General features: G+C 35.4%; 14 protein-coding genes. 12 read left to right on the forward strand and 2 right to left on the reverse strand.

The window, feature by feature from the left end; genetic code table 11:
• Positions 1 to 124 precede the first annotated feature (124 nt).
• Positions 125 to 4,363, forward strand: a complete 4,239-nt coding sequence (locus C7P63_RS00745; RefSeq protein WP_125942249.1) for a 2-hydroxyacyl-CoA dehydratase — start codon at positions 125 to 127, stop codon at positions 4,361 to 4,363.
• A gap of 157 nt (positions 4,364 to 4,520) precedes the next feature.
• Positions 4,521 to 5,231, forward strand: a complete 711-nt coding sequence (locus tag C7P63_RS00750) for a GntR family transcriptional regulator (protein ID WP_424580126.1) — start codon at positions 4,521 to 4,523, stop codon at positions 5,229 to 5,231.
• A 29-nt stretch (positions 5,232 to 5,260) separates the two neighbouring features.
• Here the strand turns inward: C7P63_RS00750 and C7P63_RS00755 are convergent, their stop codons facing one another.
• Positions 5,261 to 5,899, reverse strand: a complete 639-nt coding sequence (locus tag C7P63_RS00755) for a YigZ family protein (RefSeq protein ID WP_125942250.1) — start codon at positions 5,897 to 5,899, stop codon at positions 5,261 to 5,263.
• A gap of 166 nt (positions 5,900 to 6,065) precedes the next feature.
• Here C7P63_RS00755 and C7P63_RS00760 point away from each other — a divergent pair, with 166 nt between their 5' ends.
• Positions 6,066 to 6,551, forward strand: coding sequence for a PTS sugar transporter subunit IIA (locus tag C7P63_RS00760; protein ID WP_125942251.1), 486 nt, complete (start codon positions 6,066 to 6,068; stop codon positions 6,549 to 6,551).
• 157 nt (positions 6,552 to 6,708) lie between these two features.
• The gene (locus C7P63_RS00765) at positions 6,709 to 7,233 is read left to right on the forward strand and encodes a hypothetical protein (RefSeq protein WP_125942252.1); all 525 of its coding nucleotides are present in this window, start codon (positions 6,709 to 6,711) and stop codon (positions 7,231 to 7,233) included.
• 92 nt (positions 7,234 to 7,325) lie between these two features.
• Here the strand turns inward: C7P63_RS00765 and C7P63_RS00770 are convergent, their stop codons facing one another.
• Positions 7,326 to 8,243 carry an alpha/beta fold hydrolase gene (locus tag C7P63_RS00770; protein ID WP_125942253.1) on the reverse strand — a complete coding sequence of 306 codons (918 nt, stop codon included), beginning with the start codon at positions 8,241 to 8,243 and terminating at the stop codon, positions 7,326 to 7,328.
• A gap of 161 nt (positions 8,244 to 8,404) precedes the next feature.
• On the opposite strand from C7P63_RS00770, the gene C7P63_RS00775 reads away from it, so the two are divergent.
• From C7P63_RS00775 to cls, 8 genes are all read left to right on the forward strand, one after another.
• Positions 8,405 to 9,685: an ATP-dependent helicase ComFA gene (locus C7P63_RS00775; protein ID WP_125942254.1), complete on the forward strand. Its 1,281-nt coding sequence runs from the start codon at positions 8,405 to 8,407 to the stop codon at positions 9,683 to 9,685.
• A complete protein-coding gene (locus C7P63_RS00780) occupies positions 9,682 to 10,389 on the forward strand; it encodes a ComF family protein (protein WP_125942255.1) in 708 nt (235 codons plus the stop codon). The genes C7P63_RS00775 and C7P63_RS00780 overlap by 4 nt, the downstream gene beginning before the upstream one ends.
• 183 nt (positions 10,390 to 10,572) lie before the next feature.
• Positions 10,573 to 11,136 (forward strand): ribosome hibernation-promoting factor, HPF/YfiA family, encoded by a 564-nt coding sequence (gene hpf / locus C7P63_RS00785; RefSeq protein WP_125942256.1) that lies wholly within the window; start codon positions 10,573 to 10,575, stop codon positions 11,134 to 11,136.
• A 247-nt stretch (positions 11,137 to 11,383) separates the two neighbouring features.
• Complete coding sequence (secA, locus tag C7P63_RS00790; RefSeq protein WP_125942257.1) at positions 11,384 to 13,915, forward strand: preprotein translocase subunit SecA; 2,532 nt, start codon at positions 11,384 to 11,386, stop codon at positions 13,913 to 13,915.
• 74 nt (positions 13,916 to 13,989) lie between these two features.
• Positions 13,990 to 15,097 (forward strand): peptide chain release factor 2 gene (gene prfB, locus C7P63_RS00795; protein WP_125942258.1). Its coding sequence is split into 2 segments (ribosomal slippage): positions 13,990 to 14,064 and positions 14,066 to 15,097, totalling 1,107 coding nucleotides; the frame shifts between segments, so codons are not numbered across the junction.
• A gap of 124 nt (positions 15,098 to 15,221) precedes the next feature.
• On the forward strand, positions 15,222 to 15,908 hold the full coding sequence (ftsE, locus tag C7P63_RS00800; protein WP_125942259.1) for a cell division ATP-binding protein FtsE: 687 nt from the start codon (positions 15,222 to 15,224) through the stop codon (positions 15,906 to 15,908).
• Positions 15,901 to 16,785, forward strand: coding sequence for a permease-like cell division protein FtsX (gene ftsX / locus C7P63_RS00805; protein ID WP_125942260.1), 885 nt, complete (start codon positions 15,901 to 15,903; stop codon positions 16,783 to 16,785). The genes ftsE and ftsX overlap by 8 nt, the downstream gene beginning before the upstream one ends.
• 93 nt (positions 16,786 to 16,878) lie before the next feature.
• Positions 16,879 to 18,327, forward strand: coding sequence for a cardiolipin synthase (gene cls / locus C7P63_RS00810; protein WP_207852908.1), 1,449 nt, complete (start codon positions 16,879 to 16,881; stop codon positions 18,325 to 18,327).
• The last annotated feature ends 26 nt before the right edge of the window (positions 18,328 to 18,353 follow it).

Consider the following 18,353-nt stretch of genomic DNA (forward strand, 5'->3'; position numbering starts at 1 on the left):
AGGATTTCTTTTTACAATAATTATATCAAACAAATTGTCTGTTATTCAACAAGGTGTTGCTTATTTGTAGTTTAGCAGCGACTTTGAGACAATAGTAGTTGGAAAAGAGGATGGAGGTCAGAAGATGAATTATATAGCAGGTATTGATGTAGGTTCGACGACTGTAAAATTGGTAATCCTCGATGAGCAGTATCATACAATCTTTAGTCAATATGAACGACATTATTCCGATGTGAAAACAGCGGTTGAAAAAATTGTAACAGAAGGGATGAGGCAGATGGATGCCAATATTCCTTTAAAATTAAGTATTACCGGTTCTGGTGGGATTGGTCTTTCCGAGGTATTAGACATTCCCTTTATTCAGGAAGTAATTGCTTGTACAAAAACCGTTGAAACCCTAATTCCTGAAACGGATGTGGCAATCGAGCTTGGGGGAGAAGACGCTAAAATCACTTATTTTAACGGAGCCTTAGAGCAACGGATGAACGGAACTTGTGCTGGAGGAACAGGCGCATTTATTGACCAAATGGCTGTGCTACTTAAAACAGATGCAGCGGGCATGAATGAACTGGCTAAAAATTATGAGCGAATTTATCCGATTGCGTCTCGTTGCGGGGTTTTTGCTAAGACAGATGTTCAGCCGTTGATTAATGAAGGGGCAAGAAAAGAAGATATAGCTGCGAGTATTTTCCAAGCAGTGGTCAATCAGACTATCGCCGGTTTAGCTGCTGGACGGAAAATTCAAGGAAATGTCGCCTTTTTAGGTGGCCCTTTGTATTTTATGAGTGAATTACGGCAACGGTTCATTGAAACCCTAGATTTAACCCGTGAGGAAGTTATTTTCCCAGATCATTCTCAATTATTTGTGGCTTACGGAGCAGCTCTTTATGCTAGAGAGAATGACAAAACCCTTACACTACAAACCTTAGTGACTCGGTTAAAAGAAGATCACACCGAGCAACTGAGACCCACTCATAGTTTGACTCCTTTATTTAAAGATGAAGCAGAGTTAAAAGCATTTCGTCAAAGACACCAAGAAGCCACGGTACATTATGCTAATTTAAGTGAGCATAAAGGAGTGACTTACTTAGGGATTGATGCAGGTTCGACTACGACAAAAGCCGTCTTAATGAATGAAAAAAATGAGATTTTATATGATTTTTATGGCAATAACAATGGTCAGCCTTTAGAAACCACTATTCGTATTTTATTAGATATTTATCAAAAGTTACCAAAAGAGGCTTATATTGGTAAGGTCGCAACGACAGGTTACGGGGAACATCTGATTAAACATGCCCTTAAAATAGACATGGGAGAGGTAGAAACCATGGCTCACTACAAGGCAGCTAATTATTTTTTACCAGGTGTTGATTTTATTTTAGATATTGGTGGCCAAGATATGAAAGCCATGCGAATGAAACAAGGGGTACTCAGTTCCATTTTACTAAATGAAGCTTGTTCATCTGGATGTGGTTCATTTATCGAAACTTTTGCGAAATCATTGAATTATGAAGTAGAAGATTTTGCTAAAGAAGCTTTAGCTGCCACTCATCCAGTAGATTTAGGTTCTCGTTGTACCGTTTTCATGAATTCAAAAGTAAAACAAGTCCAAAAAGAAGGAGCCTCTGTAGGAGATATTTCTGCAGGTCTTTCTTATTCTGTGATTAAAAATGCTATTTATAAAGTGATTAAAATTCGCCGACCTGAAGAATTAGGAAAAAAAATTGTGTGTCAAGGTGGGACTTTTTATAATGAAGCCGTTCTTCGGGCGTTTGAGTTAGTCAGTGGGAGAGAAGTGGTTAGGCCAACAATTGCGGGCTTAATGGGAGCGTACGGAGCAGCAATTATTGCTAAAGAAAATACCCAGCCAGGGGACCGAACTACTTTGTTATCTCAAGCTGAGTTAGAAAGTTTAACAGCTAAAAATGAATTTACTCCTTGTGGCTTGTGTGAAAATAACTGCTTACTTACAGTAACAGTCTTTTCTGATGGCCGGCAGTTTATTACAGGTAATCGCTGTGAAAGAGGAGCTAGAGTTCAAAGGACCACTCAAGATAAAAAAATCAACTTGGTGGATTATAAATATAAAAAACTCTTTCAGTATCGTTCATTAAAAAGAAAAGAAGCATTTCGCGGAGAAATTGGGATTCCTCGTGTATTAAACATGTATGAAAACTATCCGTTATGGCACACCATTTTTTCTGATTTAGGTTTTCGGACGGTGTTATCTCCTCGTTCGAACAAAGAGGTTTACGAAAAAGGAATGGATAGTATTCCTAGTGATACAGTGTGTTATCCTGCTAAAATTTCCCATGGTCATGTTCAAGGATTGATTGATAAAGGCCTTTCTTTAATCTTTTATCCAGGAGTTATTTTTGAGCGACAAGAGTCTAAACAAGCAGACAATCATTTTAACTGTCCTGTTGTACAAAGTTATACCGATGTGATTAAAAATAATGTTGATGATTTAAGGACGAAAAAAATAGATTACCGGAATCCTTTTGTGAATTTAGATAATGAAGAAGCCTTAACTCAAGTGTTATGGGATACATTTAAAGATTTTGGAATTTCTAAACAAGAGATGAAACAGGCAGTTCGTCATGGTTATCAAGAAATGGATCAATTTAAGGCAGATATCCAGCAAAAAGGGGAAGAATGTTTAGCCAGACTAAACCAGACAGGAGAAAAAGCTATTGTGTTAGCCGGTCGCCCTTATCATATTGACCCTGAAATTAATCATGGCATTGCCAATGTGATTACTCAAGAAGGCTTTCATGTTTTAACGGAAGACAGTTTGTCTCATTTAGAAGATGTGGCTGGTTTAAGAGTGGTCAATCAGTGGGTCTACCACTCCAGATTATATGCAGCAGCTAAAGTGGTGGCTAAGTCTCCCCAACTTGAAATGGTTCAATTGAACTCATTTGGTTGTGGGTTAGACGCGGTAACAACCGATCAAGTGGAAGAAATATTAGAACAATACGGCAAAGTCTATACCGTTTTAAAAATCGATGAAGGCTCTAACTTAGGAGCTATACGGATTAGATTACGCTCGTTGAAGGCCTCAATTAAAGAGCGAGATAAAAAGAATATAATACCAGAAAAACGCTACGACATGCCTGAAAAAATAACTTTTACAAAAGATATGCGGAAAAAACATACCTTACTACTACCAATGCTTAGTCCGATTCATCAAGCGGGTCTAGTTGATACTGCCCTAAACGCTTCAGGCTATCAAGTGGTGTGCTTACCAGCAGAAGATCCTAAAGCTATGGATGTTGGCTTAAAATATGTCAACAACGATGCTTGTTATCCTGCCATTATCTCTATTGGACAACTCATTGAAGCTTTGCAAAGTGGGGCATACGACTTAACCAAAGTAAGTGTAATGATGACCCAAACAGGCGGAGGTTGCCGGGCAACTAATTATATTCCTCTACTTAGAAAAGCCCTAGATGAAGCTGGTTTTTCTAATGTTCCAGTGGTGTCTGTTTCTATGGGGAATAAAGGTGTAGAATCTAATCCTGGTTTCAAATTAACCTTGCCTTTGATGAAACGCTTAGCTATCGCCTTTTTATATGGAGATTTGTTTGAGCGAGTAGTTTACCGCACGCGACCTTACGAATTAGTGGAAGGAAGCGTTGATGAGTTACATCAAACTTGGTTAGCTAAGATAAAAGATAATGTTGAGAATGGTTCTTTTAGACAGTTTAATAAATGGATGAAAGAGATTGTCCAAGATTTTGACCGCATTCCTTTACATGAGGTAACCAAACCTAAAGTAGGGGTAGTTGGCGAGATTTTAGTGAAATATTCACCCATTGCTAATAACGACATTGTTCGTTTGTTAGAAGCTGAAGGAGCAGAGGTAGTTGTGCCAGACATAGCAGGATTTATGCTTTATTCCATGTATAATCAAATTTGGAAGCACGATCAACTAGGCCTTCCTATTAAAAATAAATGGTTGGCAACTTTTGGGATTGAGTGTATTGAACGTTGTCAAAAACCGATGAGCCAAGCTTTAGAAAATTCTCAGCGTTTTAGAGGATTAGATTCTATTTATGATTTGGCAGATGAAGCACAGACTGTTTTATCCATTGGAAACCATACAGGAGAAGGTTGGTTTTTAACTGGGGAGATGATGGCGTTACTTCATCATGATGTTAATAATATTGTTTGTCTACAACCCTTTGGCTGCTTACCTAATCATATTGTTGGAAAAGGGGTTGTAAAAGAATTACGGCGACGTTTTCCAAAAGCGAATATTTCACCGATTGACTATGATCCAGGAGCTTCTATTGTTAATCAGTTAAATCGTATTCGACTAATGATGGCTACAGCTAAAAAAGCTTGCGAAATCCATTAAAAAAAAGCTTTCGGTATTTTCCGAAAGCTTTTTTAGCAAGAATAGTCGTTAATTTTTTCACAGGGTATTTGAGTTTTTGTCTATACCAGTTATAATAGAGACAGCTTTTTATTTCAGCTTAAAACACTTATCTGTCAAGATAAAGGAGTAATGATAAATGATAAAAGATACGATGCCTATTTATTTACAAATACATGATCAAATCCGCACAGAAATTGAAGCAGGCAAATGGCAAGTGGGAGATAGACTGCCTTCAGAGCGAGAATTAGCTGAACGTTTTGGGGTGAGCCGAATGACTTTAAGACAAGCCATTCAAACTTTAGCAGATGAAGGGGTATTAGAGCGAAAAATTGGTTCTGGTACTTATGTAGCAAAACAAAAAGTTCAAGAGTGGATGACAGGAACAACTAGTTTTACTGATATTATCCAATCACAAGGGAAAGTTCCTTCTAGTAAAGTGATTGCTTACTTTGTGACACAACCTAGCTCTAGTGAGCAAGAAAAATTGCAATTAACCGGTCATGATAAAATTTTGCGGATGGAAAGAATTCGTTATGCAGATGACATTCCTATTTGCTTTGAGGTCACAAGTATTCCTTATAGCTTAATTAAAAACTACAATAAAGCAGAAATTACCCAATCTTTTTATCATGTACTAGGGGAAAAAGGGCATCATGAAATTGGCACTTCTAATCAAACGATTTCTGCCATGATAGCGGCTGAAAAAATAGCCGAATATTTAGAGATGAAAAAAGGAGAAGCTATTTTAAAAGTGAGACAAGTTTCTTATTTTAAAGACGGTATTCCTTTTGAATATGTTCGGTCTCAGTATGTAGGCAGTCGTTTTGAATTTTACTTACAAAAATAGATGCGGATTTTTCCGCATCTAGTTTACGTTTAATAAGGCACTGCATATTCAAAATAAACGGTGGCACCAGTAGAAATTTGACATTGACCACTGAGTAAGTTAATCACTTGTTTTTCAAAGTCTGTGACTTGTTCTTCCTGAACCATGACCACGACTTTAACTTGATCTGTAAACACAGTGTCTTTAACAGAAAAAGGACTGTTTTCTAAAAAGTGTTCTAATTTTCCATGCTGAGCATAATCGACTGTGATGAAAACTTCTTGTTGTAGACGACCTTCGACTACCCCAATTGATTTGACTGCCTCAGAAACTGCACTACTATAAGCGCGAATTAAGCCACCTGCTCCTAATTTAATACCGCCAAAATAACGAGTAACCACTGCCACTGTATTGATTAGGTCTCGTTTTTTTAATACTTCTAACATAGGCACTCCAGCAGTTCCGCTAGGTTCGCCGTCATCACTACTACGCTGAATTTCATGTTTATCCCCTAAGGTAAAAGCTGAACAGTTATGAGTAGCTTTCCAATGTTCTTTTTTAACGGCTTGAATAAAGTCTTTGGCTTCCTCTTCTGTTTCAACTCGTGCCATAGAACAAATAAACCGTGATTTTTTGATGTCAATTTCATGTTGACCGTTTTCTTTAATCGTTTGATAACTTGTTAACATAAAGGCACCTCTTTCTTTATTTAGTATAGAATATTCCAATAAGGGAGTAAAGGTTTCTTTCCTAGTACCAGTTTGGATAAAAAACAAAGGAAAGAGAAAAAAATAGAGTAAATCTAGATAGTTTATGATACAATGTACAAGATTAATGAGTTTGGAGGAATGAATTATGTTTAACTTTTTTAAAAAGAACAAAAAAACAGAAATGTTTGCCGTTATGAATGGAACTTTAATGCCGATTACACAGGTTAATGATAGTGTGTTTTCTCAAAAAATGTTAGGAGATGGTTTTGCAATTGAACCAACTTCATCAGAAGTATTTGCTCCTGTTGCAGGTAAAATTGTTAGTGTTTTCCCAACTAAGCATGCCATGACAATGGTAACTGAAAGTGGCTTAGAAATTTTAGTTCATATGGGAATTGATACAGTTGAGCTAAAAGGTGAACCTTTCGAAGTATTTGTTAAAGAAGGGGATAAAATTGCTAAAGGAACTAAGTTAGCTACAATGGATTTAGCTAAATTAGCTGAAACACAAACACCTGCTACTACTATGGTGGTTATCACTAATATGGATTTAGTAAAAGAAATGCCAGCAGTTACTGAAAAAGCCGTGTCTGCTAGCGAGGCTATTCTAGAAATTACTATTGAAAAATAAGTAAGAATGTCAGAGTCAAGGAGATAAAACCATCTCCTTGGCTTTTTTAGTGAAATATGAGAGCTTATTGATAAGTTTGTAAGAACCTATTGAAAAAAGGATCTTTTTATGTGTAAAATGTAACTAAGAGTTCTCGCATAATAAGGGAGGGATAGTTATGGAACCAATTAAAGGATTATTTGATGGAACAAATGTGTTATTAAAAGATCATACAGAAATTCCGTTAACTGAAATCAAAAAAGTAAGAATCGAGATAGAACCTTATCTATTGTTTCCGGTGTGTCAAGAAACAGTGTCAGGATCTTTTATAGATATTGATACACAAATCATTTACCCCTACACAGTAGAAAAAAATGTTGACAAGCATCAATTAGTATATGGTAAAAAAAGACAAACTCGTATCATGCATTACATTGCTTATGGTAGTAATGAAATTCGTAGAAAACCTGATTTAAGAAGATCTCATACTGTTCAGTTAATTGGCTATCGTCATGTGACTTTAGAGTTGAAAAATAGAAAAGAAATCACTGTAGACTTTGATGGAAATTGTATTGTTATGCCAGAAGAGGCGATTCAGTTAAATGATGGACAAGAAATTAAACCATTAGTAGAATTTTATGATCGTCCGTCTGAATTAATTAATGTGTTTAAAAAAGCTCAAATTGAAGTGTACGCGAAATAATACACACGTAGGCTAATTTTTATTAGTTAAATAGAAAAAGCCCTTCAAAAGGTTAATCTTTTGAAGGGCTTTTTTTGGGGCTAAAACGGCATTTAAACATGTTTCGTAAGCCAAGTATAAATGTCAGTCATGACTAATTCTTTTTCCTTTTCATTTAAGATTTCATGTCTTAAATCTGGATAAAGTTGTAAGGTAATCTGTTCAAAAGAAGCTTGAGCTAACTCATTGGCAACAGCTACCGGTCCTTTTCCAAAAGAGCCCACTGGATCTTTTTCTCCACTAATCAGTAAAATAGGTAAATGCTTAGGAATACCTTGATACCAATTAGTTTGTGTGGCTTGATTCATTAGGCTAAATAAGGTATGAAAGCCATTGTTAGTGAAAACAAATCCCATTAGAGGATCTGCTTCATAAGTTTTAACGTTTTGTTGGTTTTTAGATAGCCAAGAAAAAGGTGAAGAAGAGTCAAAAAATTTAGAAAAGGAACCAAAGGCTAGTTTATTTAATGTTGGATTTTCATTTGTTGGATCTAGTTCATTTAGTTTTTCAGTTAAAGCCAAGGCTAAAGGTAAAGCAGTATGATGACTAGCAGACCCCATAATAATGGCTCCTTGAAGGTCAGAGGCGTATTTAGTTAGAAAAATACGAGTAATAAAAGAGCCCATACTATGACCTAGAATAAAATAAGGTAAGTGAGGGTAGGTTTCTTTGGTTTGCTGGAAAACTTGGTAACAATCTTCGACTAAACAGTTAACGCTATCTGTTTCGTTAAAATAACCATATAATTTTTTTTCAGGATGAATGGACAAGCCGTGGCCTAAGTGATCATGACCTACAACTAAAATTCGGTGTTGATTTAAAAAGTTAGCAAACTCATCGTAACGAGTGATATATTCACTCATGCCATGAACCAGTTGTAAAATAGCAACAGGTGACTTTGTTGGGGTCCAAGTGGCAACATGGATGGGAGTTTCTTGATCTGTTGATTGGATAAATGTTTCAGTGAGCATAAAATACCTCCTTTTATAAGTAAGTATAACAAATTTTTAGGTGTTTTTTTAGCTGTTTAGAGTATCTTTTCTTAAAAGGGCTTATCTAGAAAGGAAGGGGTTTTTTGGAGTAAGAATTATATGGTAGAAAAATTTTACTAAAACCAAAGGAAAGAAAAAACTTGAGTCCTCTAGTAGTCAAAGTCAAAGCCATGTCTCAGAAAAAGCATCAAGTTAGATGTAATCGTTGTTATACTTGGCATGATAAAAAGAAAGTCCTGATTAAGAACCCTTATCGTCAATTTTATTATTGTCCTAGTTGTATTCAGTTAGGCCGAATTGAAAGTGATCAATTTCTTTACCATTTACCAGAAAAACATCAAACAGCCAGATTGGTTCCATTTAACTGGCAAGGTCAACTATCTAAAGGTCAAAAGAAGATTTCCAACCAATTGACTGATTTTTTAACCAATAACCAGTCCTGTCATTTAGTTCACGCTGTAACAGGGGCAGGTAAAACGGAGATGCTATTTAAAAGTATTCAGCTAGCTCTTTCTAAAGGGTTTCGAGTAGGAATTGCCTCACCTCGGGTAGATGTGTGTTTAGAACTTTACCCTAGAGTACAACAAGTATTTCCAAAAGAGCAGATAGCTTTGCTGTATGGGGATAAAACAGCAGTCTATCAGTATACTTCTTTAGTTATTTGTACCACGCACCAACTACTAAGGTTTTATCAAGCTTTTGATTATTTAATTATTGATGAAGTAGATGCCTATCCTTTTTCAGGAAATCCCTTATTAGAAGGAGCAGTTACCCGCTCGTTAAAGAAAAGCAGTAAGTTAGTGTATTTAACGGCCACTCCTTCTAAAAAATTATTAACCCAAGTCATTAAAGGTGAAATGGGCTACAGTCATCTGCCAGCTAGGTATCACCGGAAAATATTACCCGTACCTCAGTTTCTCTGGCTTTGGAATTGGCGAAAAAAGTTATTAAAACATACTTGGCCTAAGTCCATTGAGTCTTTGTTTAATCACCAATTTAGACATAAAAGAAGCATGTTGATTTTTTGTCCCAATATTCAGTGGATGGAACAATTTTTACAAGTCTTACGCTTTCGTTGGCCGAATAAATGCCTATTATCTGTCCATGCAAAAGATGAACATAGACAGGAGAAAATTACTCAAATGAGGGAAGGAAAAGTAGATGTTTTACTAACTACCACTATTTTAGAAAGAGGAGTTACCTTTAAAGATATTGATGTATTAGTGATTGGAAGTAATCATCTTGTTTATCAAACAGCCACACTTGTTCAAATAGCTGGGCGTGTTGGTCGCCATCCAGTTTTTTCAACAGGTTGTGTTTACTTTATTCATGACGGTGTTTCCATTCATATGTGGCAAGCATTACAAGAAATCAAAAAAAATAATCAGTTAGCAATAAAAAAAGGGATGATTGATAGATGAATCAATGTTTATTATGCCAGCAAGATTTTTATGATCCTCTGACATTTCAAGATGTTTTTAGTTGGTCACCTTTGTTACCTACTAGTATGTGTTCTTCTTGCCAGCAGTTATTTACTTGGCAAAAAAATAGCCAAGGACCTCAATGTCAACGATGCCAGAAAATAACTGAAAAACAGGTGTGTCTAGATTGTCGTCACTGGCAAAAACTTTATCCTCATTATTCAGGGAGTCATAGAAGTTTATTAGTATATAACCCCAGTTTACAAGAATGGTTTCATCAGTATAAATTTCAAGGGAATAAACAATTAGCCCATAGCTTTCAAAAACAGTTATATCTTTTCTTATCAAATTATAAAAATGTTATTTTTGTACCTATTCCTATCTCCGAAAACCGTATGAAAAAAAGAGGTTTCAATCAAGTAGAACAGTTATTAAAATATGCTAAGATTCCTTATAAAAATTTGATTTTAAGAACGATAGAAAGTGATAGTCAAACAAGTAAAACAAAACAGGAAAGAATATCTGGTACAAATCCATTTAAACTAAATAAACAGATGATAACCGATATGAAAGATGATTGCCCTATGAGTTTTATTATTTTTGATGATGTTTATACAACAGGAAGGACAATGTATTGGGCGATAGAAACATTACAAGAAATTGGTGAGATTGAAATCAATACGTGTTCCTTAGCTAGGGGATAAAGTAATTATAAATGCGTTTTCTGAAACAGCTAACAAAAAACAGGAAAAATGCTTTTTTATCTAGATTAAAGTGAACATTTGTTGTATTTATTGTTTTTTTTAGGTATAATGAATTTAAGAGGAATAGAAAAACAAGTGTCACTTTCTAGTTCCTTTATATGGTAGATGAAAGGGGTAATTGCTATGCTAAGATTTAATATTCGAGGAGAAAATATTGAGGTAACAGATGCAATTAGAGATTATGTCGAAAAAAGAGTAACTAAAATTGAACGTTACTTCGACAAAGAAAGAACTCCAGAAACAACAGCATATGTAAATTTAAAAGTATATCCAGATAAAAATGCGAAAGTTGAGGTAACTATTCCACTACCTTATATCGTACTAAGAGCAGAGGAAACTTCTCATGATTTATACGCAAGTGTGGATTTAGTAGCGGATAAATTAGAAAGACAAATTCGTAAATATAAAACAAGAATTAACCGCAAATTACGCGAAACAGCGGTAGATACACAATCAGCTGCTGTCTTTTTAAATAATCTAGAGGGAGACGTTGAACCAAAAGAAAAAGAACTAGAAATCGTTCGAACAAAACGTTTCTCATTAAAACCAATGGACAGCGAAGAAGCGGTGTTACAAATGAACATGCTTGGTCATAATTTCTTCATCTTTGAAGATGCTGAAACAAATGGCATTAGTATTGTCTACCGTCGTAAAGATGGTAAATATGGTTTAATCGAAACAGATTAAGTTAAAAAAATCTAAAAGTTAAAAAATAAAAGGTGAGAACCAAGTGTTCTTGCCTTTTTTGCTGGCAAAAACAGGAAAAATGAAAGGGGAAAGCTGATTATCAGTGAAAAAAATACATATATAGGAAACCTTGGAGATTTTGTTTCATTTTTTCTGGAATAATGCTAGAATAAAAAAGATAGATTAGTTTAATATAGATAGAAAAGACTATAAATATGAGAATGATAGATGAGAAAGGATTAGAAGCATGACCAATTTCCTAAAGAAAATAATTGAAAGTGATAAACGGGAAATTCACCGTTTAGAAAAAATGGCGGATAAAATTGATCAATTAGCAGACGCCACTGCAGCTTTAACAGACGATCAACTGCGTGCTAAAACAGATGAATTTAAAGAACGGATAGCTAAAGGAGAAACTTTAGATGATTTGTTATATGAATCATTTGCTGTCTGCCGTGAAGCAGCTAAACGTGTTTTAGGTTTATATCCCTATAAAGTCCAATTAATGGGTGGGATCGTTTTACACGATGGAAATATTCCAGAAATGAGAACAGGGGAAGGTAAAACTTTAACTGCTACTATGCCTGTTTATTTAAATGCGTTAAGTGGTAAAGGGGTTCATGTTGTCACTGTCAATGATTACTTAGCTAGTCGAGATGCAAGTGAGATGGGTGAACTTTATAACTTTTTAGGTTTATCAGTAGGGTTAAATACCAATGCTAAATCTTCTGAAGAAAAACGGGAAGCTTATGCTTGTGATATTACTTATAGTACGAATAATGAGCTAGGATTTGACTATTTACGAGATAACATGGTGGTTTATAAAGAGCAAATGGTTCAACGTCCACTTAACTATGCTTTAGTGGATGAGGTTGATTCTATTTTAATTGACGAAGCTAGAACGCCGTTAATTATTTCAGGTCAGGCTGAAAAGTCTACTGCCCTTTATACAAGAGCAGACCATGTGGTAAAACAACTCAAAGAAGAAGCTGATTACAAAATCGACGTACAGTCTAAAACAATTGCTCTAACTGAAGAAGGTATTTCAAAAGTAGAAGAAGCTTTTGGCGTTGAAAACTTATACGACATTGATAATACTGCCCTAACTCACCATATAGATAATGCGTTAAGAGCTAATTATATTATGTTAAATGACATTGACTATGTTGTTCAAGAAGGCAAAGTCTTGATTGTTGACCAGTTTACTGGACGGATTATGGATGGTCGTCGTTACTCTGATGGTCTGCACCAAGCGATTGAAGCCAAAGAAGGAGTAGAAATCGAAGATGAAACCAAAACAATGGCTAACATTACTTTCCAAAACTACTTCAGAATGTACAAAAAATTATCAGGGATGACTGGTACAGCTAAAACAGAAGAAGAAGAATTCAGAGAAATTTACAACATTGAAGTTATACAAATTCCAACTAATAAACCAGTTATTCGGGATGACCGACCAGACCTTTTATATCCAACTTTAGACAGTAAATTTAAAGCAGTAGTCAAGGATATTAAAGAAAGACATCGCAATGGTCAACCAATTCTAGTGGGAACCGTAGCAGTCGAAACTTCTGAGTATTTATCTCATTTATTAGATAAAGAAGGCATTCCTCATGAAGTGTTAAATGCGAAAAACCACTTTAAAGAAGCAGAAATTATTTTAAATGCTGGGCAACAAGGTGCTGTCACTATTGCGACTAATATGGCTGGTCGTGGGACAGACATTAAGTTAGGCATGGGAGTAAGAGAGTTAGGCGGATTAGCAGTTATTGGGACAGAGCGACATGAATCTCGTCGTATTGATAACCAGTTACGTGGACGTTCTGGTCGTCAAGGAGATCCAGGGGTTTCTCAGTTCTACTTATCACTAGAAGATGATTTAATGCGCCGCTTTGGATCAGACCGAGTGAAAGCTATGCTTGAAAAATTTAAAATTGAAGACAATGATGCAGTAATTCAAAGTAAAATGCTTTCTCGTCAAGTGGAATCTGCTCAAAAACGAGTGGAAGGAAACAACTACGATTCTCGTAAGAACGTGTTGCAATATGATGACGTTATGAGAGAACAACGGGAAGTGATTTATTCACAACGTTACCAAGTGATTATGGAAGAAAATGATTTAACTGATGTGTTAATGGGCATGGTTAAACGGACGATTGAACGTAATGTGAAAGATCATACTCAATTAGAAGAAGTGGCTGATTGGAATTTACAAGGTATTGTTGACTTTGCTGGAGCTTGTTTAGTCCATGAAGATAGCCTAACGGTTTCTGATTTAGAAGGTAAAACAAGAGAAGAAATTCAAACCTTATTATTTGACCGAGCAAAAGCTGTTTATGACCGAAAAGCAGAACAACTAGTCGATCCTGGTCAAATGTTAGAGTTTCAAAAAATTGTTATTTTACGTGTAGTTGATACGAAATGGACAGATCATATTGATACAATGGATCAATTACGTGAATCTATTGGTTTACGGGCTTATGGTCAAAATAATCCATTAGTTGAATACCAACAAGAAGGCTATGAGATGTTTAATGCTATGGTTGGTGCAATTGAATTTGACGTAACTCGTTTGTTTATGAAGTCTGAAATTCGTCAAAATGTTCAACGTCAACAAGTGGCACAAGGAGAAGCTGTTCGCCCAACGGAAGAAACTGGCAAAGTGGACAGTAATCAAAAACGTAAACCACGCCGAGTAGAACAAAAAGTAGGCCGTAATGATTTATGTCCATGTGGAAGTGGAAAGAAATTTAAAAATTGTCACGGAAAAAATATGTAAGTTAAGATTGAAGGCATGCGGTTTGATTGATCAAACCGCAATGCTTTTCTTTTATTTTTAAAGGAGGAAACAAGATGGTTGAATTAAGTGATATAAGGAGTGCTCTAGACATCACCCGTGAAAAAGTAGTTGGATTAAGGAGGTCTCTTTGACTTAGATGATCTAGAAGAACATATTGCTAGTAACGAAGAAAAAATGGCTTCACCTGATTTTTGGGATGATAATCAACAGGCCCAAACAATTATTAATGAAACCAATGAACTGAAAGATAAGTATCAAACCTTTCAGGCTCTCTTAACAGAACAAGAAGAACTTGATGTTATGCTAGAAATGCAACAAGAAGAGTATGATATTGATCTACAAGAGGAATTAATAGACAGGTATCAAGCATTTGAAAAACAATTAGGGCAATATGAATTGACTCAATTACTTAATCAACCCTATGATCACAGTCCTGCTATTTTAGAAATTCATGCAGGAGCAGGTGGAACAGAATCCCAAGACTGGGCAGACATGTTATTAAGAATGTATACGAGATGGGCCAGTCACCACGACTTTTCAGTTGAATATTTAGACTATAATGCAGGGGAAGAAGCTGGAGTTAAAAGTGTTACTATTTTAGTGAAAGGGCTAAATGCTTATGGGTATTTAAAATCAGAACGAGGGGTTCATCGGTTAGTTCGGATTTCTCCTTTTGACTCTGCTAAAAGAAGACATACATCCTTTAGCTCTGTTGAAGTTATGCCTGAGTTAGATGATAGTATTGAAGTGGACATTAATTCAGATGATTTAAAGATCGATACCTTTAGAGCTAGTGGAGCTGGCGGACAACATATCAACAAAACTGAGTCTGCTGTCAGAATTACTCATTTACCAACAGGTATTGTGGTTTCTAGCCAAGCGCAACGTTCTCAGCTTAAAAATAGAGAACAAGCCATGAGTATGTTGAAATCTAAACTGTATCAACTAGAAGTGGAAAAAAAAGAAGAAGAAGCAGCTGTTTTACGGGGAGAACAGAAAGAAATTGGTTGGGGCTCCCAAATTCGCTCTTATGTTTTCCATCCTTACTCAATGGTAAAAGATCACAGAACCCTTTTGGAAACGGGAAATGTGCAAAATGTAATGGACGGAGAAATTGATCCGTTTATTGATGCTTATCTGCGCACCAAACTATCTGAATAGGAAAAGTGTCTTGAACTTGTATGATTTGATACAAGTTTGTAATGAATTGTTATCGGATTGATAATAAACCAATGGTATAATAGGGAAGGCCGATTAGGCAACGAGTAGATTAGGAGAGAATAACATGATAGAAATGAAGGATGTAATGAAGAAATATCCTAATGGAACCACTGCTATTCGCAATATCAGTATAAAAATTGATCAAGGCGAATTTGTGTATGTAGTTGGACCAAGTGGAGCTGGAAAATCAACATTCATAAAATTATTATATCGAGAAGAAAAAGCCACTAAGGGGAAACTAAATGTTTGTGGCTATGACTTGGTTAAAATTAAAAATCGCAATGTTCCTTATTTGCGTCGAGAGATTGGAACAGTCTTCCAAGACTATAAACTTTTACCGAAAAAAACAGTTTATGAAAATGTTGCTTATGCCATGCAAGTTATCGGTAAAAAACCTCGTGAAATAAAAAAACGGGTAATGGAAGTGCTAGATTTAGTTGGGTTAAGACATAAAGTAAGAGCTTTTCCTAGTGAGTTATCAGGAGGAGAACAACAACGGGTAGCTATTGCAAGAGCGATTGTGAATACACCTAAAGTGTTAATTGCTGACGAACCAACTGGAAACTTAGACCCTGAAAATTCTTGGGAAATTATGAAGCTACTTGAAAAAATTAATACCCAAGGCACTACTGTTTTGATGGCTACTCATAACAGTACTATCGTGAATACGATTCGTCATCGTGTCATTGCAATAGAAAATGGTCATATTATTAGAGACCAGATCGAAGGGGAGTATGGTTACGATGATTAGAACATTTTTTAGACATATTGGTGAAAGCTTAAAAAGTTTAAAACGAAATGGTTGGATGACACTAGCTTCTGTTAGTGCGGTAACTGTTACTTTAGTATTAGTTGGTATCTTTTTAGGAGTCATTTTAAATGTGACTAAGTTGGCCAAAGATATTGAAGAAGCAGTAGATGTATCAGTTTTTGTTGAAATCGGAACAGACAAAAAAGAATTAAAAGCATTAAACACTGAATTAAAAGAGTTACCTCACGTTAAAAAAGTGACTTTTTCTAGTAAAAAAGAACAATACGACAAGTTAGTTGAAGCTATGGGTAGTACGTGGAAGTTATTTGATGGAGATGAAAATCCGTTATATGATGTGTTTATTGTGAGTGCCGATGCACCGGAGCAAACAAAAACCATTCAGAAAAAAGCCACTAAGTTAGCTAACGTTTATAAAGCAGACTACGGTGGTGTGTCTTCAGATAAGATTTTCGAAATATCTAATGCAGTTAAAAAATGGGGATTGATTGCCTCAGTTCTTCTATTATTTGTGGCTATTTTCTTAATTTCTAACACCATTCGTATTACGATTATCTCTAGACGTCGAGAAATTCAAATTATGCGACTAGTAGGAGCTAAAAATAGTTTCATTCGTTGGCCATTTTTCCTTGAAGGAACGTGGATTGGTCTATTAGGATCGATTTTACCAGCAGTGATGATGACATTTGGCTATCGGCAAGCGTACTTGATTATTAATAAAAACTTAGTGACAAGTGGTTATTCATTAATCGCTCCAGCTGATTTAATTTTACAAGTCAATGTTATTATGATTGTAACAGGTGTTGTAATAGGTTCATTAGGATCTACTCTTTCAATGAGGCGTTTTTTAAAAGTATAGGATTAAGAAAGCGAGTAGGGCAACCTACTCGCTTTTTCTTTACTTTTGTATAAAAATTAGGTATTGTAAAATAAAAATGATAGGAGAAGAATGATGACACATATAGTTAGTAATGTAATGACTGTCATTTTAGTATTGAATTTTATTTTTGCTGTGGCTGTCATTTTTCTAGAAAGAAAAGACACAGCTTCTACATGGGCTTGGTTACTTGTTTTAACCTTTATTCCCATTGTTGGATTTTTGCTATATGTCTTTTTAGGAAGAGGAATTTCAAAAGAACGTATTTTTGATTTGCAAATGCAGAAGAAACTAGGATTAAAAGATGAAATAGCTGAGCAGATTAAAGAAATCAAAGAAGGTACCTTTCCATTTCCTGAAACGAATAGTATTGATCCAAAAGAATTAATTTATATGGTATCGATTTATGATGATTCATTGTTTACAACGAATAATGAAGTGGATTTATTTACAGATGGCACGAAAAAGTTTGAGCAATTATTAAAAGATATTGAAACTGCCACACATCATATTCATTTACAGTATTATATTTACAGAAGCGATCAATTAGGTAAAACTATTCGGAATGCCTTGATTGATGCAGCTAAACGTGGGGTACAAGTTCGGGTGCTAATTGATGCTTGGGGCTCAACTAGTTTAAAGCGTAACTTTTTTAAACCACTAGAAGAAGCAGGAGGAGAAGTGGAAACCTTCTTTCCTATTTTAGTTCCTTATTTAAGTCCCCGACTTCAATACCGAAATCACCGGAAGATAGTCGTGATAGACGGAAAGATTGGTTATACAGGGGGATTTAATGTTGGGGATGAGTATCTAGGTGTTGTTAAAAAATTTGGTTACTGGCGTGATAATCATGTCAGAATTGTTGGAGATGCAGTCTATGCTCTTCAAAACAGATTTTTAATGGACTGGAATTCTCAACATAAACCAAAACTATTATTTGATCCTGCCTATTTTCCGTTAATGGTAACAGAAGGAGATAGGGATATTCAAATTGTTACCAGTGGACCAGATTCAACCATGGAACAAATTAAGTTAGTCTATTTAAAAATGATTAATATGGCTAAAAAAGAAATTTTGATTCAAACTCCGTATTATATCCCAGATGATTCTATTCACGAAGCGTTAAAACTAGCTTTATTGTCTGGTGTTAAAGTTCGCCTTCAAATCCCTAACAAACCAGATCACATTTTGGTTTATTGGGCAACTTATTCTTTTGCAGCTGAATTATTAAACTACGGAGCGACTGTTGAAACTTATGAAAAGGGCTTTATGCACTCTAAGACCATTGTGATAGACGGAGAGATTACCTCTCTTGGTTCGACCAATTTTGACAATCGTTCTTTCCGATTAGATTTTGAAGTGAATGCTATTTTTTATGATATTGATTTCTCTCAAAAAGTTCGAGAAGCTTTTATTCAAGATAGTCAGCACTCTCAAGTGTTAACGAAAGAAATTTATGCTGAGAGAGGACTTCTGATAAAAATTAAAGAAGGCTTGGCTAGATTAATATCTCCCTTGTTATAAAATACAGTTAAAAGACACATTTTCGA

This window comes from Vagococcus humatus, assembly GCF_003950325.1.
GTDB classification, from domain to species: Bacteria; Bacillota; Bacilli; order Lactobacillales; family Vagococcaceae; genus Vagococcus_C; species Vagococcus_C humatus.

What these genes read in the sequence shown, in the direction of transcription:
- C7P63_RS00745 (WP_125942249.1), top strand. Translation starts at nt 125, where the DNA reads ATGAATTATATAGCAGGTATTGATGTAGGTTCGACGACTGTAAAATTG.
- C7P63_RS00750 (WP_424580126.1), top strand. Translation starts at nt 4,521, where the DNA reads ATGATAAAAGATACGATGCCTATTTATTTACAAATACATGATCAAATC.
- C7P63_RS00755 (WP_125942250.1), bottom strand. Translation starts at nt 5,899, where the DNA reads ATGTTAACAAGTTATCAAACGATTAAAGAAAACGGTCAACATGAAATT.
- C7P63_RS00760 (WP_125942251.1), top strand. Translation starts at nt 6,066, where the DNA reads ATGTTTAACTTTTTTAAAAAGAACAAAAAAACAGAAATGTTTGCCGTT.
- C7P63_RS00765 (WP_125942252.1), top strand. Translation starts at nt 6,709, where the DNA reads ATGGAACCAATTAAAGGATTATTTGATGGAACAAATGTGTTATTAAAA.
- C7P63_RS00770 (WP_125942253.1), bottom strand. Translation starts at nt 8,243, where the DNA reads ATGCTCACTGAAACATTTATCCAATCAACAGATCAAGAAACTCCCATC.
- C7P63_RS00780 (WP_125942255.1), top strand. Translation starts at nt 9,682, where the DNA reads ATGAATCAATGTTTATTATGCCAGCAAGATTTTTATGATCCTCTGACA.
- hpf (WP_125942256.1), top strand. Translation starts at nt 10,573, where the DNA reads ATGCTAAGATTTAATATTCGAGGAGAAAATATTGAGGTAACAGATGCA.
- secA (WP_125942257.1), top strand. Translation starts at nt 11,384, where the DNA reads ATGACCAATTTCCTAAAGAAAATAATTGAAAGTGATAAACGGGAAATT.
- ftsE (WP_125942259.1), top strand. Translation starts at nt 15,222, where the DNA reads ATGATAGAAATGAAGGATGTAATGAAGAAATATCCTAATGGAACCACT.
- ftsX (WP_125942260.1), top strand. Translation starts at nt 15,901, where the DNA reads ATGATTAGAACATTTTTTAGACATATTGGTGAAAGCTTAAAAAGTTTA.
- cls (WP_207852908.1), top strand. Translation starts at nt 16,879, where the DNA reads ATGACACATATAGTTAGTAATGTAATGACTGTCATTTTAGTATTGAAT.